Origin of the sequence: Methylobacterium sp. J-070, assembly GCF_022829385.1 — a bacterium.
In the GTDB taxonomy this organism is placed as follows: domain Bacteria; phylum Pseudomonadota; class Alphaproteobacteria; order Rhizobiales; family Beijerinckiaceae; genus Methylobacterium.
This window is the reverse complement of the sequence record NZ_JAKSXX010000048.1, coordinates 1-21683: the sequence shown is the minus strand read 5'-3', so window position 1 is coordinate 21683 and position 21683 is coordinate 1. Positions and strand designations below refer to the sequence as shown.

Below are 21683 nucleotides of genomic sequence, written 5' to 3'. Positions count from 1 at the left end.
CGCTCAGGCGCGGCGGATAATCTCGCATCTGCACACGGCCGACGGATCCGAACCGCCTCCTCGCGGGTTCTGCAACGGATTGTGGTCACGGCTATCTTTCCAAGCTGTGCAGGATGGAGTACCGCTCAAGCTCATGGGTGCGCTGCAACAAGTGCTCGTGGTCGATGACGGCGTCCGCGCCGTGGACCGGTCCCTCTCGGGCGAGCTGGCCAATCTCGGCTACGCGAGCGTCACCGCCTCCATGGAGGCGGCGGACGACGTGCTTGCCGTGATCGCCCGCCCCTCCGCGGTCCTGCTTCAGGCCCCGACCCGCCGGGACCCCGCCTATGCCCGCCGCGCCGCCCGGCTTCGGTCCCGGCTCCGGGACCGCGGCATCCCGGTCATCCTGATCGGCGATTCGGGGGAGGTCCGCTCCGGCGGCCCCGTCGACCTCGCGACCCGCCTCGGCGCCTACGTGGCCGCGCAGCCGGATCTCTAGCGCATTCTCGGTCTGATTGGATCCCGCGCCTGACGGTCTGGGCGCGGCCGCCCTCCCCCTTGCGGGGGGCGCCGGATAAGGCTCGGCGGTGCCGTCCGCACCATCCCCACCTCCACCGCCTTCCCGCAAGGGGGAGGAGCGCGCGTCGCGCGTCACGATCCGCATCCGGGAGCCAACGCTCTTGAGGCTCCGCGCCCGGCTTCCGCCCGCGCCGCCGAGGCGGAGGGCAAGCCGGGCGATGATCCGCGGTCAGGCCCTCGTTCGATCCCGGGACCGGGCGCGGCAGCGTCGTGACCGAGGCCCGATTGATCAGGTCCCGCGCATCAGCTCCGGCGCGCCGAGCCGGGGCAGCACGCCCTCCCGCATCACCAGCCGCCGCAGCGGGCCGAGCTGCGCCATCGCCAGCAGGCCCAGGCCGCGGAGCGCGTCCACCGGCAACAGGTCGCTGAGCAGGCTGCGGTTGAGCAGGTCCACCGCGGCGGTGCGCGCCGCCGTGTCGACCCGGCGCGCCCGCGCGTAGGCGTCGAGCACCGGGCGCGATCCGGGATCGCGGCGGTCGCGGGCGGCCGCCAGCACACCGTCGCGCAGGGTCGCGGCGTCGCGCAGGCCGAGGTTGAGGCCCTGCGCGCCGATCGGCGGGAAGACGTGGGCCGCCTCGCCGATCAGCGCCAGGCGCTGCGCCACCGGGGTCGCCACCGCGAGCCCGCGCATCGGCACGAGGCCGCGCGGACCGTCGACCCGCATGGCGCCGAGCATCGCCCGGGCCTGCCGCTCCACCGCCTGCCCGAGGGCGGCGTCGTCGAGGGCGGCGAGGCGGCGCGCCGCCCCCTCCCCGGTCACCCAGACCAGGCTGGAGCGGTGGCCCCCCGGCAGCGGCACCAGGGTGAACGGGCCGGAGCGGGTGTGGAACTCGGTGGAGACGTCCCGGTGCGGCCGGTCATGGGCCAGGATCGTGGTGATCGCGCTCTGCGGATAGGTCCAGTCGCGCACCCGGATGCCGCTGGCGGCCCGGAGCGCCGAGCGGCCGCCGTCGGCCCCCACCACCAGCCGGGCCTCGACCGCGCCGCCCTCCGCCAGGGCGATCCGGGCGGCCGCCTCCCCGGGGGCGACGCCGGCGGAATCCGCCTCGACCAGGGTGAGGCTGGGCTGGACCCGGGCGCGGGCGCGCAGGCTCTCGACCAGCCGGGCGCTCTCGACGTTCCAGCCGAAGGCGTCGAGGCCGATCTCGGCGGCCTGGAAGCGCACCGGCGGCGGCCGGAACAGGCTGCCGGTGTCGTCGACGATCTGCAGGGTGCAGAGCGGGCTCGCGTGCGGCGCCACCGCCCCCCAGGCGCCCAGCGCCTCCAGGAAGCGCACCGACCCGTCGAGCAGCGCGACGGTCCGCCCGTCCGCCACGGGGGCGTGACGGCCGACCAAGGCCGTGGCGATGCCCGCCTGGGCGATGGCCAGCGCGGCGGCGAGCCCCGCGGCCCCGGCCCCGACCACGGCGACGTCGAATCGGTGTTCCGGCGTGTCGGACATGGCTCCCTGCTCACTTCGCCGCCCGGCGGTGCCGCGTGACGCGGTCCGCTGCGGGGCATCCCCTATCTGCGGTGTTCGGCACGCCTGCCAAGGGCGCGCGGCGCCGGCCCCGGGAGTCACGGCGCCGCACGCCCGCGACCGGTCAGAGGAGGAACGCCGCCAGCTCGGAAAAAACCTCCTCCGGCCGCTCCTCCTGAAGGGTGTGGCCGCAATCGAGGGCCCGGCCCGAGACGTCGGTCGCCTTCTCCCGCCAGGTCTCCAGCACGTCGTAGGTCTGGCCGACCGTGCCCTTCGCCCCCCAGAGCGCCAGCAGCGGCGCCGTGACCCGCGCGTCCGCATCGGCGGCGTCGTGCTCCAGGTCGATCCCGGCCGCCGCCCGGTAATCCTCGCAGATCGCGTGGCGGCAGGCGGGGTCGGAATAGCAGCGCAGGTACTCGGCGAAGAGGTCCGGCGGGGTCGAGCCGGGGGTCTTCGACTGTCCCTCGACGTGGTGGCGCAGGAAGAATTCGGGGTCGGCGCCGATCAGCGTCTCCGGCAGGGGATGGGGCTGGATGAAGAAGAACCACCAGAAATAGCGGGTCGCGAAGGCCTTGTCGGTGCGCGCGTACATGGTCGCCGTCGGGGCGATGTCGAATACGGCGACGCGCTCGACGGCCTGCGCGTGGTCCAGGGCCAGCCGGTGGGCGACGCGCCCGCCCCGGTCGTGGCCGACCACCGCGAAGCGGTCGTGGCCCAGCGCCCGCATCACCGCCGCGGCGTCGGCCGCCATGGCGCGCTTGGCGTAGGCGGCGTGGCGCTCACCGCCCGGGGGCTTGGCCGAATCGCCGTAGCCGCGCAGGTCCATCGCCACCACGGTGCGGCGCTCGGCCAGGCGCGGGGCGACGTGGAGCCACGTGGACAGGGTCTGCGGGTGCCCGTGCAGCAGCAGGACCGGCGGGCCGGATCCGGCCGAGCGGGCATGGATCGTCACGCCGGGCTCGGTCTCGATCCGGTGCCGGTCGAAACCCGGCAGGAAGTCGCTGGCCATGGGGATCGGTCTCCCGGGTCTGTCGCTGCCACGCCGCACTGGCGCGACGGGATGCACCGGATGATAAGGCGCGTCCGGCACCATGTCCGCCGAACCGCCATGCCAGATGCACGCGCGACTCAGGACCCGGCCTTGAAGGATCCCGCGGCGGCCGAGGCGCCGGAGGGCGAGACCGGCCGCGCGCCCGCGGTCGCCCCGACGCTGCGCCCGAGCATCCTCGATCCCCTGTTCGCCCCGGCGCGCGCCCTGCCGGGCATCGGCCCCAAGATGGCGCCGCTGATCGAGAAGCTGCTCGGCACGCCCGAGCGCGAGGCCCGGGTCGTGGACCTGCTGTTCCACCTGCCCCAGGGCGGCGTGGCCCGGAAGCTGATGGGCTCGGTCGGCGAGGCGCCCGTGGGCGAGCCGGTTACCCTCGGGGTCACCGTGGTGGACCACCGCCCGGCCCAGATCGGCTCGGGCAAGCGCCCGCACCGGGTGGTGGTGGAGGACGCCTCCGGGCACGACATCACGCTGGTGTTCTTCGGGATGCCCCGGCCCCGGGTGGAGAAGATGCTGCCGCTTGGGGCGCACCGCTACATCACCGGCCGGATCGACCTGTGGGACGGCACCCGCCAGATGGTCCACCCGTCGCGGATCGTGGACGAGGCGGGGCTCGCCGAGCTGCCCGCGGTCGAGCCGGTCTACGGCGCCACCGAGGGGCTGACCTCGCGGGCGATCAACAAGCTCGCGGTGGCGGCCCTCGACCGCCTGCCGGTCCTGCCGGAATGGCAGGATCCGGCCTGGCTGGAGAAGAACCGGCTGCCCGCCTTCGCGGAGGCCCTGCGCCTCGAGCACCGCCCCGAGGAGGCGCCCCCGAAGGCCGAGGATCCGCTCCAGCCGCCCCCCGCGACGCCGTCCCGGCGGCGCTTGGCCTACGACGAGCTGCTGGCCTCGCAGCTGGCGCTGGCCCTCCTGCGCGCCCGGCAGCGGCGCAAGGCCGGCCGGGTCAACGCCGGCGACGGGACCTTGAGCGGGCGCATCGCCGCCGCCCTGCCCTTCGCGCTCACCGGCGCGCAAGGCCGGGCGGTGGCGGAGATCCGCCAGGACCTCGCGGCGCCGCGCCGGATGCTGCGCCTGCTCCAGGGCGATGTCGGCTCGGGCAAGACCGCGGTGGCCCTGCTCGCCATGGCGTCGGCCGTGGAGGCCGGGCGGCAGGCCGCCCTGATGGCCCCCACCGAGATCCTGGCCCGGCAGCATTTCGCGCGGCTTCAGCCCCTCGCGGGGGGGCTGCGCCTGCGCCTGATGACCGGCCGCGACCGGGCCGCGGAGCGCAAGAGCACGCTGGCCGACCTCGCCGCCGGGGAGATCGACATCCTGGTCGGCACCCACGCGCTGTTCCAGGAGGCCGTGACCTTTCGCGATCTCGGGCTCGCGGTGGTGGACGAGCAGCACCGGTTCGGCGTGCACCAGCGCCTCGCGCTCGGCGCCAAGGGCGAGGCGGTCGACTTCCTAGTGATGACCGCGACGCCGATCCCCCGCACCCTGGCGCTGACCTTCTTCGGCGACATGGACGTGTCGATCCTCGACGAGAAGCCCGCCGGCCGGCAGCCGATCCGGACCCTGACCCTGTCCACCGAGCGGATCGACGAGGTGGTGGCCGGCCTCGCCCGGGCGATCGCCGGGGGCGAGCGGGTCTACTGGATCTGCCCCCTGGTGGAGGAATCCGAGTTCGTCGACCTCGCCGCGGCGGCCGAGCGCTTCGACGACCTGCACAAGCATTTCGGCGACACCGTCGGGCTGATCCACGGCAAGATGCCGGGCCCCGAGAAGGATTCCGCCATGGCGCGGTTCGCCGCCGGGGAGACCAAGCTGCTGGTCTCGACCACGGTGGTGGAGGTCGGGGTCGACGTGCCCGAGGCGACCATCATGGTGATCGAGCACGCGGAGCGGTTCGGCCTGGCGCAGCTGCACCAGCTCCGCGGCCGGGTCGGGCGTGGCGCGAAGGCCTCCTCCTGCCTGCTGCTCTACCGGGGGCCCCTGGGGCAGGTGTCCCGGGCGCGGCTGGAGATGATGCGGTCGAGCGAGGACGGCTTCCGCATCGCCGAGGCCGACCTCAAGCTGCGCGGCGAGGGCGAGGTGCTCGGCACCCGGCAATCGGGCCTGGCGGCGTTCCGGCTCGCCCGGCTGGAGAGCGACGGTGCCCTGCTGGAGGCCGCCCGCGACGATGCCCGGATGATCGTCGAGCGCGATCCCGGGCTGAAGAGCCCGCGGGGGCAGGCGCTGCGGGTGCTGCTCTACCTGTTCGAGCGCGAGGCGGCGATCCGGCTGATCGGCGCCGGGTGACGGCGCCGTTCAGGGAAGCCCGCCGTTCAGGATCGGCGGGCCCGGTGCGGCCTCCGGCATCCGGATCGGTAGTCCGATGCGGCGATGTCACAGGCTCTTGGAAAAGCTGATTGTCGTCAGGTACTTGCCCCGGCGGCGCGGAAGCGTGGCCGGGGCCCGGACCCCCTCCGGCGGCCCGTGGGCAGGGGCCTTGACCTTGCATCAGCCACAATCTTCCCTTAACTGCAGATGAACGAATGGCCCGGTAAGCCGGGACATCACGGACGAATCTGGAGGACGGACATGTCGAACGGACTGTTCCAGAACCTGCCGGGCTCCCACGAGATGGCCGGTATCCAAGCCCTACCGACCGAGCCCTGGCTGATGCCGATCTCGGATCGCGCCGTCGAGGCGGCGAGCCGGAGCGCGGACGAGCTGCAGGCCGCGGTGCGGCGGGCCGCCCGCCCGTTCTGGCTGGCCGCCAACGGCCTCTGCATCGCGCTGGGCCTCGCCCTGACGCTGCAATGCGCCACCGGATGGACGCCGGCCGCCCCCCGCAGCAGCGTGACGGTGGCGCAGGCGACCCCGCCGACCATCGCGCCGCAGACGGCCTCGCTGCAGCGCTGAAGCGCTCAGACAGGACCAGGTTTCAAGGGCCGTCCCGCACAAGCGGGGCGGCCTTTTTCGTGGCCGAGTCCTGGCCGGGCGCTCGCATCCGCGCCCTCATCCCGCGCGGCTGCACCGCGGCCCGGCAGGGTGAGCGTGGGGACGGGTCGGCGACCGCCTCACCCGGCAGCCGCGGCTCTCACGCGTCCTGCGGCTCCCGCCGGGCCGCCGCCTCACCCGCCTGCTGGGCCGCCCGCAGGGACCCCGCCATGGCGTTGAGCCGGCCCTGAGGATCCTCCGGCTGGATCACCCCCGCCGACATGACCAGCTTGGCGGCGTCGTCGACGCTGAGGCCGAGCTCCACCACCTCGGCGCGGGGCAGGTAGAAGAAGAAGCCCGTGGTCGGGTTGGGCGCGCAGGGCAGGAACACGCCGACGAGCTCGTCGGCGGCGGCCCCCCGGGCCCGGAGCGCGCCCTCGATGTCGGGCGCCGCGGGGGCGGACAGGAACACCACCGACCACGTGCCCTTCACGGGGAACTCCACCAGCCCGACCGTGCGGAACGAGGTTCCGTTGGCCGAGAACAGGGTCTCGAAGATCTGGCGCAGGCCCTTGTAGAGGCCGGAGATAACCGGCGTGCGGGCGAGCAGCACCTCGCCGAACTCGATCACCGAGCGGCCGACGAGGTTGGCGGTGAGGAAGCCGAGGAGCGTCACCGCCAGGAACGCGATGACGAGGCCGAGGCCCGGGATCGAGAACGGCAGGTAATGGTCCGGCAGGTAGCTCGTCGGCACCAGGGGCTTCACGAAGGAATCGATCAGCGCGATGAACCACCACGTGATGTAGGCGGTGATGGCGAGCGGCCCGGCCACGATGATGCCGGTGAGGAAATAGGTGCGCAGCCGGCCCCGCGCGCTGACCCGCGTCTTCGGTGTGGCGCCGCCGGGCGCGGGGGCGTCGGGCTCGGGGACCTGGGTCGGCGGGGGACTCGGCGCCACGGGTGCCCTCTCGGCCGCTCGACGCGCGGCGATCCTGCTGCGGGGGCCATCCCCCGCCGGCAGAGGTAGCGGTTGCGCTTGCCCGTCTCAAGGGCCGCGCCCGGGCGCCGGCACCCGCCTCCGGCCGCTGTCATGCGTCGGAGGCGGGTGCCCGGAGGGCGAGGTCCGGCATCGCGGCCTTCGGGATCACGGCACCGCGATGCCCGATCACCGCCCCGGCGAGGCGGTGCGCCGCGGCGGCGGCGGCCTCCGGCGCCCGACCGGCGAGGCGCGCGGCGAGGTAGCCCGCCGCGAAGCTGTCCCCCGCGGCCGTCGTGTCGACGACCCGCGCCACCGGCCCGGCCGGCACGGCGGTCTCGTCCGCTCCGTGCAGCACCCGGGCGACGGGCCCCGGCCCGCCCGAGACCTTGAGCACGATCTCGGCCCGGCCGCGGTGGCGCATAACCTCCGCCTCGCCCGCCGCGCCGAAGAGCCAGTCGAGATCCTCCACCGAGGCGAAGATCAGGTCGGCCATCGCCAGGGCGGCCCGGAAGGCGGCCCGGGCCTCGTCCCGGTCGGGCCAGCCGCGGGGGCGGTAATTGGTGTCGAAGGCGATCCGCCCGCCCCGGGCGCGCAGCGCCGCCAGGGTCTCCGCCAGGGCGGCCCGCCCGCCCGCGCCGTAGAGCGAGAGGCTGATGCCCGAGACGTAGACGAGGTCGTAGGCCGCGAGGGCGGCCCGCGTCCCGGCGGCGCCCGGCCCGGCGAAGAGATCCCGGGCCGCGGCCCGCTCGCGCCAATAGTGGAAGCTGCGCTCGCCGGCCGGGTCGGTGCGGATGATGTACAGCCCCGGCATCCGGCCCGGCAGCCGGCGGACCTGCCGGAGGCCGATGCCCTCCCGAGCCCAGGCCGCCGCCATCTCGTCGCTCCAGACGTCGTCGCCGAGCGCCGTCACGTAGTCGACCGCGACGCCGAGCCGCGCGAGGTAGAGGGCGGTGTTCAGCGTGTCGCCGCCGAAGCCGCGGACGAGGCTCCCGTCCGCGCGCTCCGACAGCTCGACCATGCACTCGCCGATGCAGGCGACCCTCATCCGACCCCTCCCGATGGCGTGCCCGGGCCCCGCGCCGCCCCGTCCCGGCCGACGATGGTGCGCCGGGGCCGGGCCCGCCCTGCCCCTGCGCCCCTGTGTCCGACGCATATCACGGTTGCACCCATCCCCGGAGGCTGGCTCGCCGCCGGGGCCCGGCCGGAAAGGCGGAGTTTCCGTATATATAAGTCCTGAAGTCGATCAATCGATATATTGATCATCAAATATAACCGAGATCGTGAGGATGATTTAGACATATATTATATATTCAGATCAATATCGAAATCGATCAAAGATGCTGCTGCGGGTCGTCGATGACATTGGGGCGTCGGAAAAACGTCAACTTTGAATGGGGATTCTGTTGGACACGACCCCGATCCTGTCGCCTGCTCTGTCCTCGCCCGGCTGGGGCGGCGGCCGCTTGTCGATGGCCGTCCCCGCGGGGTGGGCGAGGGCCGACCCGCGGCTCCGTCGCGTCCCGGCCGAGAAAAGCAGCAACCGGCGTGTCGCGCCGTGTATCTCGGCCGAGGCGAGACGAATTAGGAATGTTGTGTGCGGATTCGACCGAGAAAAACGCGTTGACGCCGCGACAACGGATCGGCGATAGTGATCGATAAGACGGACGGGATCGTTCGGAAATGTTTCATTCTGCGCTCAGCGCCCTGACGTTTTCTTCGGGAGAGTTCCTGACCATCACGGAAAATCGTGGGGTGAGCGGCGCCTGGAGCTGGGTCTTCGCGGGCGGGGAGCAGGTCTGGTCGCCGGGCTTCTACCGCCTGCTCGGCCTGGTCCCGAATGCCGCGAAGGCGAGCTACGACCTGCTGCTGTCGCTGATCCATCCGGAGGACCGGTCCCGGTTCCCGTCGCTGGCCGATGTCCGCGAAGGCCACGTTCCCCGGGAGGTGGTCGTCCGGGTGATTCGCCCGAACGGTACGGTGCGCATCCTCTCGATGACGATGGAGGTGCGCTTCTCGGCGGAGGGCCGGCCCGTGGCGGTCAGCGGCATGGCCCTCGATGTGAGCGACCGCGAACAGCTGGCCCATCTGCGGCACGCGGAGCGGCGGCGGCGGGGGGCGCTCTACCTCACCGAGCACATCGCGGCCTTCTCGGTCAGCCTCGACCTCGTCCGGGACCTGCCCGTCGAAATCGCGCAGGTCCACGGCCTGCCGCTCGAGGAGATCTGCGTCGATCCTTTCCTCCTCATCGTGTCCGAGGAGCGCAAGGCGTTCCAGGCGATGGCGGATCAGCAGATCGAGCACCGGTCGTTCTTCCAGGGCACGGCCCACGAGCGCCTCGCCAACGGCGAGCTCTGGCAGTTCCGGATCCTCACGATGCCGGTTTGGGACGCGGACGGCGCGTATCTCGGCCGGTGCGGCCTCAAATACCCGGCCCGGACCAGCACGCGGTTGCCGGCCGTCTTCCATGCGGGCCTCGAGCAATCCGTGGCCGGCCACCACCTGCGCGCCGCCCGGGCCCTGCTCGACTGGTCGATGATGGACCTGGCTCAGGCGAGCGGGCTGTCCCACTCCACGGTGCGGCGCCTGGAGGACGACAGCGAGCATCGGGGCAGCCGTTCGCGGCTTCATGCCGTGGAGGCGCTGCGCCGGGCGGGCATCCGCTTCGTGGCCATGGATGATGGAGCCCTGGCGGTCGCCCGGGCGTGAGCGGACCCGCGGCGGCGCGCCGGCGCACATCCGGTCCGGCCCCCCCAGGAGCCGGACCGGATGCCGTGGCGGGCGCCGCGCCGTCATCCGGGCTGCGCATCGCCGGTCGCGGGCGGCGGCCCGCGCTCCCGTGCCGCCGACAGCTCGACTGGGCCGTCGGGGCAGGTCCCGCGGGCCGCGGCGCGCTCAGGCGGCCTTGTGGCCGAGCTGGATCGCCTTGGCGATCTGCGAGCGCTTGGCGGCGTAGCCGGGGGCGACCATCGGGTAGTCGGCCGGCAGGCCGTACTTGGCCCGGTAGCGCTCGGGGGTGAGGCCGTGCGCCGTGAGGTGGCGCTTCAGGGTCTTGTACGACCGGCCGTCGATGAAGCTGATCAGGCCGTCCTCTTGGATCGAGGCCTCGATCTGCGCCGCCGTCGGGCCGCTCCAGCCCGCCCCGGAACCCGGCATGCCGCTCTGAAGCACCGAGATGGCGGTGTGGACCTGATCGATCAGGACCGGCAGGTCCCCCACCCCCACCGCGTTCCGGGATACATAAGCGGCCACCAGTGAAGCCGTGCACTTGATCAGATCCGTATTCAGATCTGAGGATTTTTCGTGTAGATCGATAGTGTTCATAGACCCCCCGGTACACACAAACGAATCATGGCCGATTGAGAGATGGGATACCGAGAATGTAAAGAATTCCCGACCGCCATCCTTCGGCAGAATGCTTCTGCTATGCCAAATTTGGCACCTAACAATACAAAATTGGACGACAATGTCCAGTGTTTATCTTTAGATTTACTTTGAGCACAATTCGTTCGGACCTGACAACACAAGGTTGTTGCTTGTAGCGGCATTCAGCAAATATTGTGCAGCGCCTGTGATCGCGCGGGATCCTCCGGGCGATGACTTCGGATGGTCGCGCCATGACAGGCCGTAAGGCCGCGAATCAGGCCTGGAGACAGGGCCTGCGCGCCTCTAGTCCGGCGCGGACGCCGGCGGGACGATGCGTTGAGGTGGGTGCGGTCGCGCGGCCCTCCCGGCGTCGCGCGGCTCCCGCGGCGCGTCCGACCCGGTTTCACGGGGGTGATTTAAGTATTCATTATGCGAATCCCGAGCGGCCGGGCCGCGCCGGCCCGCCATCCCGGGGCGCCGAAGATGCCGCGGGCTGACGGCGGCATTGGCCGCCGCATGAACCGCACCGGTGCGGCATCGGCACAGATGTCGTTAAGGTTATCCCGGACCGGGGTGGCCGGCGATCGGGGCTTCGATTAACAGAGTCCTCAGGCAAGTCGGGGATGTTGCGCCCGGAGCGCCCGGCACATGGGCCGTCCACCGCGCCTCGTCTTCCCGCATGAGGGCCGGCGGACCCGGTCGGCGGGGCTCTCAGACGCGCGCTTTCGAGGGCGACCCTTATGTCCGGACCGTGTTCGACGTCACTTCCGCGCGCCCTGGCGGCGCCGTCTTCGCCCGGGCCGGACGACGCGGTCGGCGGCCGGATGGCGCCGCTCTGGCTGCTGCTCGTGGGCCACGCGGCGGTCCGCCGGCACTGGCACCTCATCCTGGCGACGGGCCTGCTGTGGGCGCTGCTCGGGCTCCTCGTCGTGATCGACTCCCTCGACGGGGCGCTCCACGTCCCGGACCGGTGGTTCGGCCTGATCCTGCTCGCCGAGGGCGTCAGCTCCCTGGCGGTGGGAGCCTCCACCCTGGGGGCCGCGCGCCGGCTCCGCTTCCTGAAGGGCGGGCTCCTGACGATCATGGCCGTCCTGATCCTGATGGCCACGCGGCACAGCACCTTCCTGCTCGCCATGATCTTCGGCATCGCCTTCACGGTCGACGGCGTGATCCGGATCGCGATCGCGAGCCTGCTGAAGTTCACCGGCTGGCGGATCTCCGCGGCGCTGGGCGCGCTGAGCGTCGGCTTCGGCCTGTTCCACCTGCAGCCGTGGCCGACCTGGTACGCCGGGACGGTGGGCTACTGCATCGGGATGTTCCTGATCCTGAACGGCGCCAACCTGGCGCTGGTCGGCCTGCGCACGCGGCGGCTCCGGGCCGAGCCGGCGCGGGACGCGCCCGCGGGCTCCGACAGCCTGACGGTCTATGTCTGGACCCCGACCGGGCAGGCCACCACGCCCACCGGCCAGCGGCTGATCCGGCGCTACGTGGCCTCCGTCGACAAGGCGGGGCGGTACTCCACCGGCCACGCCGCCCTCGCGCAGGGCAGCGATCTCTACATCAGCCACTACCCGGCCGTGGAGATCGACCGCTCGCCCGCCAACCTGCGGTCAAGCCTGCGCGCCGGCCACGAGAACGACGTGGCCGGACGGTTCCTGCCCTCCCACGCCGACGAGGTCGCGGATTGGTGCCCGGCGACCGTCGCGGTCACGCTGACCGGCATCGACGCCGCGCGGCTGCGGGATTTCTGGGAGGCCTACCACCGGGACACCACCTACAACTTCATCAGCCGCAACTGCTCGACCACGGTCGCCCGGGCGCTGGACGTCGCCGTCGAGGGCGCGTTCAGCCGCGGCGGCCATCCCTGGCGGCGGCTCGCCCGGGCGCTGACAACCCCGGAATTCTGGGCCGCGGCCTTCCTGCGCAGCGGCGCCCGGTCCATGACCTGGACCCCCGGCCTGGTCCTCGACTACACGCGGGCGCTCGGCGCCCTGGTGGATCCGGTCTCGCCGGTACCCTCCATCCCCTGGCGGCGGGTCGGCTGGCGGCTCGTCCGCAACGGGCGGGCGCGCGCCCTGGCCCGCCTGAACCCGCTCGCGCGGCGCCCGTCCGTGACGGATGCCGGTTCGACCGGGGCCTGACCGGCCGCGCGGCGCCTGAATGCCGGATCGCGGCGGGTCCGGTCAGGGGGTTCCGCGGGCCGCGCCCGCGGCGAGATCGGCCGCGATGGCCTGCATGACCGACAGGGTGTCGATCTCGTCCTGCTCGGCCCCGTGGTCGCTGAGCTTCACGATCACCGTGCCGGTGTCCCGGTTGACGTAGATGTACTGGCCGTAGACGCCGATCGCCGCGATGTCGTGGTCGTCACCGCCCGGGGCGTGCCACCACTGGGCGGAGTACTGCCAGCCGTCCACCTCCCGGCGCGCCGGGGTGAGGATCCGCTCGATCCAGCGGGCCGGGATGATGCGGTTCGGGCCGGAGCGCCCCTGGCCGGCCACGAGAAGGCCGAGGCGGGCGAAGTCGCGGGCCGTCGCGTTGATGCAGCAGAACGCCTTCTCGACCCCGCCTTCCCGGTCGAGGTTCCAGGTGGCGTCCGCCTGGGCCCCCATGGGCTTCCAGATCCGCTCCGAGAGGATGTCGGCCAGCGGCTTGCCCTCGACCCGCGCCAGGATCAGGCCGAGCAGCTCCGTGTCGATGCTGCGGTAGCGGCCGCGGCTGCCGGGCTTGAACGCCAGGTGGGCGTTGTCCCGCACGAAGGCCGCGATGTCCCGGGTCAGGTACATCCCGGCGGTGCCGGTGAGGGGGTGGCGGGGATCGTAGTTCTCCGGCACGGCGATCCCGCTCGCCATGTCGAGGAGGTTGCGCAGGGTGATCTGGCCGAAGATCGCGCCGTTCCTCAGCTCGGGCAGCAGGGCTGAGACGCGGTCGGTCTCGGAGAGAAGACCCCGCGCCACCGCGGTGCCGACCAGCAGCGACACGATGGACTTCGCCACGGACCAGGACGGGAACAGGGTCGCCGGTCCGGTGCCGGGGCGCTGCCACTCGTGGACCAGGACCCCGTCCTGCAGGACCAGGAAGGCGTTGGTGCGGGTCGCCTCCAGCACCGTCATGAGCGGGACCGTCCGCCCCTTCCAGGCGACCCGGTCGAGGATCGGGCGCGGCCGGACCGGCAGGGCGCTCGCCTGCGCGGGCGCCTGGACGACCCGGCTCGGGAACCAGGTGCCCACGGCCGACGGCTGGACCATCGCGAGGGCCGCGAGGGTGACGGGATCGGGGATCCGGATCAGCGCGGTGGCGGCCCAGGCGCAGCAGGCCGCCGCGGCGCCGCCGGCCGCCGCGATCAGGCCCCAGCGGCGGCCCCGGCGCAGGCGGCCGGGAGGCTCCGAGAGCGCGCAGGACGGGGTCATGATGGCTCTGCGTCGCTCCGGATCGTCGCGGGTTGGGGCGTATCGGCTGGGCCGCGGGGGCTTCGGATGTGCCGCAAGCGCTTCGGATGTGCCGCAGGCGCTTGCGCGGGGCCACCATGATCGGGAGGCCTTAACGAACGCCCCCGGGTCGGGCCGCCACCGTCCGCCGGAGGCCGTTTCCGGCCGGCCGCACCGGGACGAGGCGGAGCGGCGGCGAGAGTTCGGAAATGTTCATGGATTCTGCGGAGAGATGTTGCGCGGCGGCCGTCCCTGCGGTCGTGTCGATCCAAGCAGACCTGCGCCGCGGGGTCGGGGCCCCGTCTGCGCGGATGCCTGATTCGTTGCGGGGTTTTACACGGATCGTCCGGCCGATCCACGAAGCTTGCGCAGTCCGGAAGGATCCGAGTGCCATGAATCCGTTCCTGATCCTCGGGCTCGCCATCGGCGCCGAGGTCACCGCCACCCTGGCGCTGAAGGCCGCCGACGGCCTGACCCGGCCGGGGCCGACCCTGATCGTGGCCGTGGGATACGGCACCGCCCTGTGGCTGATGTCGACCAGCATGGACATGCTGCCGATCGGCGTCGTCTACGCGATCTGGTCGGGGATCGGCATGATCGGCGCGGCGCTCGGGGGGGCGTGGCTGTACGGCGAGACGATCAGCCCGACGATGCTGGCGGGAATCGCCGTGATCGCCGTGGGCGTCACCATCCTGGCCGCCGGTCAAGGCCAGCACTGAGCGGTCAAGGCCAGAACTGAGGCGGCCCCCCCTCGGGAGCGGCCCGCGCGCGGATCGGATCGTCCGCCACCGGCCGCCGCGGGACGGACGCCGCACCGCGTCCCCCTTCGAGCCCGAGGGAAACCGTCGCACGCATCCCCGGTCCGGATCCGGCGTCCGCGGACCGGGGCCGGCCCCGTGCTCGCGGGGGCGCGCCGGCTCGCGGGACGCCGCCACATCCTCGCCGCGAACGTACAGTCAAGCTCCGCCGCGGCCCTGTCGAGGCGCCGTGCCGCAGCGCTCTTCGGAGCCGCTGCGTGCCGGGACGAGGTTGAAAAGGAGCACGGAGCGGGCATGCATGCCAGGTAGCGCGCGGACGAATATTGGTCCTGTTCTGGCCGTCATGGCCGTGACCTTGGGAATAAGTGGCTGCAATACCGGCGCGTCGGTGCTCACGACAGGATCCATCGCCGACCGCAAGCCGCCGGTGGTGGTCAGCGATGCGGAACGCGATTGCCTCGGCCGCGCCATGTACTTCGAGTCGAACCGGAGCGACGCGGACGGGCTGGTCGCCGTCGGCACCGTCGTCATGAACCGGCTCGAGAACGCGATCTTTCCCGGCGGGATCTGCGCCGTGGTCGGTCAGCCCGGGCAATTCGCCCCGGGGGTTTTGACCAAGCCGATGCAGGACAAGGACCTCCAGAAGGTCGCGGACGCCGCCGACGCCGTCCTGGCGGGGGAGCGGCATCCCAAGGTCGGAAAGGCGCTGTACTTCCACACGGCGGGACGGACCTTCCCGTACACGAACATGCATTACGTGGCGGTCGCCGGCGGCAACGCCTTCTACGAGAAGCGCGACACCCGCCCGGCCAAGACCTCGGTCCCGCCGTCCGCCCCGCCTTCCGCCGACACGCAGGCGGCGACGGGGTCCGCGCCCATCCTGACCTACGCGGCCGTCCCGGTCGCCACCGCGCATTGAGACCGATCAGGCCGGGCGTACCGCCGCAACATCCCGCCGGATGCTGCCGGCTCGGCCTGTAATCGCCGGCGAGAAGCCCCCGAATGTTTCAGTATAGCTGTTGATCGTTGCATCCGCCCTGACCTGCGGCATTTACACCTGCGGACACCGGCCTAGCTTGCCGGTAGAAACTACCCACGAATCACGGATGCATCGCCGATGATCGCGAACCGGGTAGCGCTCGCTGGTGCGCTCCTCCTGCTGAGCGTCGCACCGTCGGCGGCCCAGTTGCGCCGCCCGATGGCGTGCACGGAGGAGGTGTCGGTCGGTCTCGATCCGGTCGTGATCCCCGAGGGCGCGAAGCCCCACAAGGCCCGAACCTTCTCGGTGGTCTCCAGCGGCGGCCTGCTGACGGTGATCTCCGCCGGACGCTCCGACTATTACGAATGTCAGATCGCGTCACCGCGTCTGAACGAACGCACGCCGCGCAACGCGATCAAGTGCCAGAACGGCGTCTACTTCCTGCTGATCGATCTGAACAAGATGAACTTCGTGGAAGCCCAGCTGAACCCCGAGGACCGCAACGAGGTCAAGGTCAGCTACGGGACCTGCCGGGGGGTGTGAGCCCGACGGCCGGCCCGGGCGTGGCGGCGTGACCCGCGGCGGTTCGGCCAACGGGTCACCGGTTCCCGGGCACAGGCGGCGGAACCCACGGAGCCGACGGTCCGAGCCCGCCTAATCCATCCGGATCAGCGTGTAGGTGGAGACCGCGATGGCCGCGAGGGTCAGGACGATCAGCAGCGCGGTCCGGGCCGATTGGCGGTTGGGGGAGTCCGGCGGGTCGTTCATGCTGCTCCAGCCCCCGCAAACCGATCGTGGCTGCCGTCCTGGTCAGGACATCCTCAGTGTCTAGGGCGGATCCGCTGGAAGACATCAGTCGCGGGCCGAATGTCCACCGGGGATTGCTGCGGGCACGCGGGGGCGATCCGGCCCCGGTCGGGCGAAGGCGGGCGCGTCGAACCGGGCCGCCGGCCGGCTGCCGCAAAGCTCCGCCCGGTGCTTCGGCCCCCCGCACAGGCGACGCGGCGCCGACCCGTTTGCCGCAGCCGGCCGGGCAGCGTGCGGCGTCAGCGGCAGAATTGCTTGGCGTTCGACGTCCATTGGCCGAAGCCCGTCGCCACCATGTTCGCCAGGACCCGGCAGACGTAGACCTTCTGCGCCGCGTTGTTGTGCGGGCCGGCATGGTAGCGGGCGACGGCCAGCGTCCAGCTGCCCTCCCGCTGCTTCAGCTCCTTGAGGAACTGCGTCGCGTACTCGACGTTGGCGCGCGGTTCGATCATGGCCTCGACCGAGCCGAACTTGGCGCCGTGATAGTGGTGGTTGATCTGCATGCAGCCCAGATCGATCAGGCGGACGCCCCTGCGGCGCGCCTCCATGAAACGCGCCACCACGTCCCGGAGCCCGGTCCCGAAATAGGCCGCCCCTTCGATGTTCATGGCGTAGGGCTGGAGCGAGCCGCGCTTGCCCGTCTCGGCCAGCCCGACGGCGTAGAGCACGCCGAGCGGCACGCCGTAGCGCGCGGAGGCGCGGCCCATCTCGGCCTCGCAGACATTCGCGGCGGCCGGGAGCGCGCTAGAGATAAACGCCGCTGTCGCGAGGACGTACCGTCGCATCTGTCCGCTCTCCGTCGCGCCTGCCGGGGGCGAGGGGCTGCTCCGCCTGCCGCTGCCTGTCTCCTCCCGGGCCCGGTCGCGCGCCGCCCTGGCTGAACGAGGCCTGCCCCTGCGCGGAGGACCCTCCGGAGGAGCCGCCTCCATCGCTCGGGCGGGCCTGCCCGACGGTCACCTCAGCCTGGTAATTGGCCTGCCTCAGGAGATCGGTGAGGATCGCCGTGTCCCTGTGCAGGAGCGCGGCCGTCTCGGGCCGCGAGGCGCGCAGATGCGTCTCCAGCTGGCCGTTCGTGAGCCTCAGCTCCACCGTGACGGTGCCCAGATCCTCCGGCTTGAGCTGGATCCTGAGAACGCGCAGGGGCCCGTCCGGAGTGGCGGCGGCGGCCGGATCGGCCTGGACGCGGGCCGCCAGTCCCGCCTCGGCGACACGGCGGAGCTCGTCCTTGACCGCCGCCGCGAGCGTCGTCAGGGCGCCGGCCGGCAAGCCGGGGATGGTGCCGGGGACGGTGCCGGGGACGGTTCCGTCCTGCGGTCCCAGGCTCGGCGCGCGCTCCGGTTCGCCACGACTGCCGGGCTCGAGGACGGTCGCGGCGATCGCCCGGATTGCCCGGCCGTCCTCGAGCACGGTGCGGCTCGCCGCATCGAGGCCCGGCGCGGCAGCGATCGTATCGGCGTCCGCGGGCCGCGGCACCGGCGGGGCCGGGATCTTGGGCGCCGCCTTCGCGGCGGCGGCGGCCAGATCCGGCCACGCGGTCCGGGGCGGCTGCGGCTTGGCGGCGTCCGCGGCGGCCGGCGCTGCCGGCTGCGGCGGGGCCGGCACCGCAGGCTCCGGTCGCGCGGGATCGGTCAGCGCGGGATCGGCCGAGGCCGCGTTGGCCTGCACGGGCTTGAAGTGGACCGCGCGGTCGAGCACCGCGACCGCGGGCGCGCTGCCGAGGCCGGACGTGTCCAGCAGCGCCGGCGGCGTGGCGTCTCCACCGGCCACCGGCGCGCTTCCGGCGGGCGCCACCGCGTCCGGGACCGGTCCGGATCCGCCCGCCGCGGACCCGCCGCGGACCGCCGCGGACACGACGGGCTCGGACAAGACGGGCTCGGACAAGACGGCGGTCGGCGAGACGGACGCCGCCGGGGCGGCCGCCGACGGGACGGGCGCGGGCGAGCCGTCCGCCGCGCCGCCCGTCGAGGGGCCGGCCGGGCGGTCCGCGGGCAGAGCGGTGTTCAGCAGGTTGGCGAGCATCGCCACCGCGGAGGCGGCCGGATCGGCCGGGGGCGGCGGGGGTCCCGCGGGGCCCGCGCTCGCCGCCTCGGGCTTGGCCTTCTCCACCGATCCGTCGGCGTCCTCCTTGGCCGCGTCCGCCCGCGACGCGGCCGGCGCGCCCGAGGCCTCGCGCAGGACGGCCCCGAAGCCGCGTTGCCGCTCCGCCCCCGGCGGGTTCGGGAGGTCCGCCTCCGGCTGAGGCGAGGCGATGTCCCGGTCGGAGCGCGGGGCGGGCTTCTGGATCGTGGCGGCGATCTGAGTCACGGATTGGCCTTCCGGAGAAGCAGATCGACCTGGTCGATCATGGCTTGGGCCTTGGGGATCAGGCTGGCGGGCTCGCCGGCGGGGCCTGCGGTGGTCTGCGCCGGCTGCGCCGCGGCGGCCTCGGCCTCCGGCAGGCCCGGCCGACCGGTGAGCCCCCGCCCGATTTCGTCGGCGGTCGACAGCGCCGTGTCGAGCAGGATGATGTCGCGGGACGGCAGCTTCGCCCGGTCGAGGCTTCTCAAGGTGCGCAGCCCGGACTGGAACGTCGCCAGGTTCACGATCTCGGCGGCGGCCCGGTAGAGCCGGGCCTGGATGGCGTCCACGCTCCCGGGTGCGCAGAGCGCGAGGGCCTTGTCGGCGGCCTGGAGCGCCGCGGCCGTCTTGCCCGCCTGGATCGCCGTCCGGGCGATCAGCAGGTACAGGTCCCGCCGGCTCTCCGCGTCCAGCTCACCCAGGATTCGGTCGAGCACCGCGAAGCGTTCCGCGTCCTGTCCGGCATCCAGCTGGACCAATTGGAACGCGAGGCGTTGGCGAAAATTGCCCGCGTAGATCGAGTGCGGGAAGCGGCGCAGATACTGGACCGTCAGGATCTCGAACTTCTTCAGGTCGCCGATCTGCCCGAGCGTGAAGATCTCGCGGCGCAGCGCCCCCTCGTCGGTCAGGGTCCCCGGCAGCAGCAACCGGACCCGATCGAGCAGGGAGATGGCCCGGACCGGGTTCTCGGTCACCGAGAGGGAGGCCTGCGTCAGGCTGATCGCGCCGGCCAGCGTCAGCGGCAGGGGCGTCGTGTCGACATCCCGGAGCAGGCGGCTCGCCTCGGCCTCGCGCCCCTCGACGTAGGCGAGCGCTCCGCGCGCGAGCGTCGCCTCGGGTTCGCCGATGGCCGCCCGGGCGATCAGGCGCCGCAGGATCGCCGGGCCGCCGCCGCTCAGGGCGAACACGATGGCGGCCTGGACATTGTGCCCGTCGGCCCAGACTTCGGGGGCCGCCTGGAGCAGATCCTCGTTGATCCGGACGATCATCAGGAGCTGGCCCTCGTGCGCCGACAGGGAGCCTGCGGCGACCCGGTCCTGCAGCAGCTGCAGGGTGCGCACCCACGCAACGGGCCCGGCCGCCCGGGGCGGCGGCTCCGCGGCTGGTGCGGGGCCCGGAGGCACAGCCCCCGCCGCCTGCGGAGCCGCCGCCTGCGGAACCGTGCCCGGCGCGGGCGCCGGTTCCGCGGCCGCCGCTCCCGCCAGCCCCGCGGCGAGCAGGCCGAGAATGCCCGACAGGATCCGCGTCATCCCGGCGATCCCTGCAGGAGGATCTCGATCCGCCGATTCTCGGGCGCCTTCGGATCCGCGGCGTTGCGCGGCGACCGCTCCGCCGCCCCCTCGACCCGCCAGATCCGTCCCTCGTCGAGGCCGGCCCGGGTGAGCATGTAGGACGCCATGTGGGCGCGCGCCGTCGAGAGCCGCCAATTGTCGTAGACCTCGGACCGGAACGGGCGGCTGTCCGTGTGGCCGCGGACGATGATGCGGCCCGGCCGCGCGGCGAGCGCCTTGCCGATCCGCTCCATGGCCCGCACCATCTCCGGGCGGGGCTCGGCCGAGCCCACCGCGAACATGCTGAAGTTCAGGTCGTCCGTCACGTTGATCAGCACCCCCTCCGGGGTGCCCTGGACGTCGACGCGGGGACCGGGCGTCCCGGGTGCGGAAGACGGGAACATCCTGGCGATCTCCGCCTTCAGCGCCGCCTGGGCCGCCGCGCCGTTCTCCCCGCGGGTCTGGCCGAGCCTGTCCGCGGCGGCATCCCCGCCCCTGCTCTCGCCGCTCGCGTTCTCGCCGCTCTTGCCCTCGCCGCTCTTGCCCTGCGCCGCCTTGGCATCCTCCGGGCGCCCCTCCGCGGGTTTGGATTCGGCCTCCTTGCTGGCGGAGATGCCGGCGCCGCGCACGTCCGGCTTGGCCTGGGCCGGCAGGGGCGTGATCCCGGCGGCCGCGGGCCGGTCCGTTCTCGCGGGCGCGACGGTCGTCACCTGCCAGTACAGCGGATCGAAGGGATCGCGCGGAACGTCGCCGCCGCGCCGGCCCGCCTCGCCGAGATCGCCGATCGTGGCGCTCTGCGGCTTGTCGGGCTCGGGCTGAGTGGCGAGGTTGGCCAGGACGGCGTAGGGGTCCTGGAACAGCTCGTGTTCCCGGGTCACGGATCCCGGCGGGAGGGTGCTGCCCTTGTCCGGGGGGCGCGCGGACGAGTCGGCGGTGCTGTCCTTGCTGCCCGCGCCCTCCCTGTTGCCAGGCCCGGTATTCACCCCGTTGGGCTCCGGATCGTTCAATCCCTTCCGCATCGGCAGGGCATCGGACAGGCTGATCGGATTGAAGTAGTTCGCGATGCTGGTCTTCGTCTCCTCGTTGCTGGCCTTGATGAGCCAGAGGACGAGGAACAGCGCCATCAGGGTCGTCATGAAGTCGGCCAGGGCGATCTTCCAGACGCCCCCGTGATGGGCGTGCTCCTCCTCGGAGGACCGCCTGACGATGATGATCTCGGCCTGACCTTCGGCCATGCTCAGCCCTCCTCGACCAGGGCGGCGAGGCGCTCGCCCCAAGCCTGGAGCCGCGTCTCGACGACGGTGCCGTTCAGCCGGACGCGCAGGTCGGGGCTGCCGTCCGCGGTGACGGTGAGGCGGCCGGGCGGCAGGGCGAGGCGCCGCGCCAGCGCCTCGACCAGATCCGCGGGGCCGGTCAGCGCCAGCGTCCCCGCCTGGTCGTCCGCCACGAGGGACGCGAGCGTCGCCTGCAGCTCGCGGACCGCCTCCCGCCGCAGGGCCTCCCGCAGGAACGGCTGGAGCACCCGCGTCAGGCTCTGGGCCAAGCGTGCTTCCAGCGCCTGGACCTGCGCGGTGACGGCGCCGGCCAGGACCGCCGATTCCGCGTCGACCCAGCGCTGCCGGGCCTCGGCAAGCGCGGCGGCGGCCGCCTCCCGCTCCCGGGCGGCGGCTGCCTGCGCGGCCGCGCCCGCCGCGGCCTCGCCCTCGCGGCGGCCCTCCCCCCGCTCGGCCGCCGCGAGGGCGTCGGGATCCGGCGGCGGCCCCGGCGCCGGCGGCTGATGCGCCCCCGGCCC

General features: G+C 72.9%; 19 protein-coding genes. 8 read left to right on the top strand and 11 right to left on the bottom strand.

All coding sequences use genetic code 11. The features are described 5' to 3' along the window. Positions 1-133 precede the first annotated feature (133 nt). Positions 134-478, top strand: coding sequence for a hypothetical protein (locus tag MKL01_RS02775; protein WP_243903712.1), 345 nt, complete (start codon positions 134-136; stop codon positions 476-478). 309 nt (positions 479-787) lie between these two features. On the opposite strand, the gene MKL01_RS02770 is transcribed toward MKL01_RS02775, so the two are convergent. Further along, positions 788-1999 carry a UbiH/UbiF family hydroxylase gene (locus MKL01_RS02770; RefSeq protein ID WP_243903711.1) on the bottom strand — a complete coding sequence of 404 codons (1212 nt, stop codon included), beginning with the start codon at positions 1997-1999 and terminating at the stop codon, positions 788-790. 142 nt (positions 2000-2141) lie between these two features. Continuing rightward, complete coding sequence (locus tag MKL01_RS02765; protein ID WP_243903710.1) at positions 2142-3026, bottom strand: alpha/beta fold hydrolase; 885 nt, start codon at positions 3024-3026, stop codon at positions 2142-2144. A 99-nt stretch (positions 3027-3125) separates the two neighbouring features. Between MKL01_RS02765 and recG the strand changes: the two genes are divergently transcribed. Continuing rightward, positions 3126-5348 carry an ATP-dependent DNA helicase RecG gene (gene recG, locus MKL01_RS02760; RefSeq protein WP_243903709.1) on the top strand — a complete coding sequence of 741 codons (2223 nt, stop codon included), beginning with the start codon at positions 3126-3128 and terminating at the stop codon, positions 5346-5348. A gap of 282 nt (positions 5349-5630) precedes the next feature. Next, complete coding sequence (locus MKL01_RS02755) at positions 5631-5954, top strand: hypothetical protein (RefSeq protein WP_243903708.1); 324 nt, start codon at positions 5631-5633, stop codon at positions 5952-5954. Between the two features lie 178 nt (positions 5955-6132). Here the strand turns inward: MKL01_RS02755 and MKL01_RS02750 are convergent, their stop codons facing one another. Beyond that, positions 6133-6930: a DUF502 domain-containing protein gene (locus MKL01_RS02750; RefSeq protein ID WP_243903707.1), complete on the bottom strand. Its 798-nt coding sequence runs from the start codon at positions 6928-6930 to the stop codon at positions 6133-6135. Between the two features lie 130 nt (positions 6931-7060). After that, positions 7061-7996, bottom strand: a complete 936-nt coding sequence (locus MKL01_RS02745; protein ID WP_243903706.1) for a sugar kinase — start codon at positions 7994-7996, stop codon at positions 7061-7063. A gap of 707 nt (positions 7997-8703) precedes the next feature. Here MKL01_RS02745 and MKL01_RS02740 point away from each other — a divergent pair. Beyond that, positions 8704-9657, top strand: coding sequence for a PAS domain-containing protein (locus MKL01_RS02740; protein WP_243903705.1), 954 nt, complete (start codon positions 8704-8706; stop codon positions 9655-9657). Between the two features lie 186 nt (positions 9658-9843). Here the strand turns inward: MKL01_RS02740 and MKL01_RS02735 are convergent, their stop codons facing one another. Continuing rightward, complete coding sequence (locus MKL01_RS02735; RefSeq protein ID WP_243903704.1) at positions 9844-10272, bottom strand: MucR family transcriptional regulator; 429 nt, start codon at positions 10270-10272, stop codon at positions 9844-9846. Between the two features lie 866 nt (positions 10273-11138). On the opposite strand from MKL01_RS02735, the gene MKL01_RS02730 reads away from it, so the two are divergent. Next, a complete protein-coding gene (locus MKL01_RS02730; protein WP_243903703.1) occupies positions 11139-12455 on the top strand; it encodes a DUF4105 domain-containing protein in 1317 nt (438 codons plus the stop codon). A gap of 42 nt (positions 12456-12497) precedes the next feature. Here MKL01_RS02730 and MKL01_RS02725 read toward each other — a convergent pair whose 3' ends face one another. Next, the gene (locus tag MKL01_RS02725; protein ID WP_243903702.1) at positions 12498-13721 is read right to left on the bottom strand and encodes a serine hydrolase domain-containing protein; all 1224 of its coding nucleotides are present in this window, start codon (positions 13719-13721) and stop codon (positions 12498-12500) included. A 410-nt stretch (positions 13722-14131) separates the two neighbouring features. Between MKL01_RS02725 and MKL01_RS02720 the strand changes: the two genes are divergently transcribed. The 3 genes from MKL01_RS02720 (at position 14132) to MKL01_RS02710 (ending at position 16019) form a co-directional block, all read left to right on the top strand. Beyond that, positions 14132-14458 carry a DMT family transporter gene (locus tag MKL01_RS02720; RefSeq protein WP_243903701.1) on the top strand — a complete coding sequence of 109 codons (327 nt, stop codon included), beginning with the start codon at positions 14132-14134 and terminating at the stop codon, positions 14456-14458. 337 nt (positions 14459-14795) lie between these two features. Then, entirely contained in the window at positions 14796-15416 is a 621-nt protein-coding gene (locus tag MKL01_RS02715; RefSeq protein WP_243903700.1) for a cell wall hydrolase, read from the top strand. A 198-nt stretch (positions 15417-15614) separates the two neighbouring features. Next, positions 15615-16019, top strand: coding sequence for a hypothetical protein (locus tag MKL01_RS02710; RefSeq protein WP_243903699.1), 405 nt, complete (start codon positions 15615-15617; stop codon positions 16017-16019). 503 nt (positions 16020-16522) lie between these two features. Here the strand turns inward: MKL01_RS02710 and MKL01_RS02705 are convergent. From MKL01_RS02705 to MKL01_RS02685, 5 genes are all read right to left on the bottom strand, one after another. Next, positions 16523-17068 (bottom strand): transglycosylase SLT domain-containing protein, encoded by a 546-nt coding sequence (locus tag MKL01_RS02705; RefSeq protein WP_243903698.1) that lies wholly within the window; start codon positions 17066-17068, stop codon positions 16523-16525. Continuing rightward, positions 17028-18587 carry a flagellar hook-length control protein FliK gene (locus MKL01_RS02700; RefSeq protein ID WP_243903697.1) on the bottom strand — a complete coding sequence of 520 codons (1560 nt, stop codon included), beginning with the start codon at positions 18585-18587 and terminating at the stop codon, positions 17028-17030. Before MKL01_RS02700 ends, MKL01_RS02705 begins: the two co-directional genes overlap by 41 nt. Then, complete coding sequence (locus MKL01_RS02695) at positions 18584-19870, bottom strand: chemotaxis protein (protein ID WP_243903696.1); 1287 nt, start codon at positions 19868-19870, stop codon at positions 18584-18586. The genes MKL01_RS02700 and MKL01_RS02695 overlap by 4 nt, the downstream gene beginning before the upstream one ends. Then, positions 19867-21126, bottom strand: coding sequence for a MotB family protein (locus tag MKL01_RS02690; RefSeq protein ID WP_243903695.1), 1260 nt, complete (start codon positions 21124-21126; stop codon positions 19867-19869). The genes MKL01_RS02695 and MKL01_RS02690 overlap by 4 nt, the downstream gene beginning before the upstream one ends. A gap of 2 nt (positions 21127-21128) precedes the next feature. After that, positions 21129-21683 (bottom strand): hypothetical protein (locus MKL01_RS02685; RefSeq protein WP_243903694.1); only part of this gene is annotated, 555 nt, incomplete at its 5' end.

Coding starts and splice junctions, on each gene's coding strand:
- MKL01_RS02775 (WP_243903712.1), top strand. CDS start 134: ATGGGTGCGCTGCAACAAGTGCTCGTGGTCGATGACGGCGTCCGCGCC.
- MKL01_RS02770 (WP_243903711.1), bottom strand. CDS start 1,999: ATGTCCGACACGCCGGAACACCGATTCGACGTCGCCGTGGTCGGGGCC.
- MKL01_RS02765 (WP_243903710.1), bottom strand. CDS start 3,026: ATGGCCAGCGACTTCCTGCCGGGTTTCGACCGGCACCGGATCGAGACC.
- recG (WP_243903709.1), top strand. CDS start 3,126: ATGCCAGATGCACGCGCGACTCAGGACCCGGCCTTGAAGGATCCCGCG.
- MKL01_RS02755 (WP_243903708.1), top strand. CDS start 5,631: ATGTCGAACGGACTGTTCCAGAACCTGCCGGGCTCCCACGAGATGGCC.
- MKL01_RS02745 (WP_243903706.1), bottom strand. CDS start 7,996: ATGAGGGTCGCCTGCATCGGCGAGTGCATGGTCGAGCTGTCGGAGCGC.
- MKL01_RS02735 (WP_243903704.1), bottom strand. CDS start 10,272: ATGAACACTATCGATCTACACGAAAAATCCTCAGATCTGAATACGGAT.
- MKL01_RS02730 (WP_243903703.1), top strand. CDS start 11,139: ATGGCGCCGCTCTGGCTGCTGCTCGTGGGCCACGCGGCGGTCCGCCGG.
- MKL01_RS02725 (WP_243903702.1), bottom strand. CDS start 13,721: ATGACCCCGTCCTGCGCGCTCTCGGAGCCTCCCGGCCGCCTGCGCCGG.
- MKL01_RS02720 (WP_243903701.1), top strand. CDS start 14,132: ATGAATCCGTTCCTGATCCTCGGGCTCGCCATCGGCGCCGAGGTCACC.
- MKL01_RS02715 (WP_243903700.1), top strand. CDS start 14,796: ATGCCAGGTAGCGCGCGGACGAATATTGGTCCTGTTCTGGCCGTCATG.
- MKL01_RS02710 (WP_243903699.1), top strand. CDS start 15,615: ATGATCGCGAACCGGGTAGCGCTCGCTGGTGCGCTCCTCCTGCTGAGC.
- MKL01_RS02705 (WP_243903698.1), bottom strand. CDS start 17,068: ATGCGACGGTACGTCCTCGCGACAGCGGCGTTTATCTCTAGCGCGCTC.
- MKL01_RS02695 (WP_243903696.1), bottom strand. CDS start 19,870: ATGACGCGGATCCTGTCGGGCATTCTCGGCCTGCTCGCCGCGGGGCTG.
- MKL01_RS02690 (WP_243903695.1), bottom strand. CDS start 21,126: ATGGCCGAAGGTCAGGCCGAGATCATCATCGTCAGGCGGTCCTCCGAG.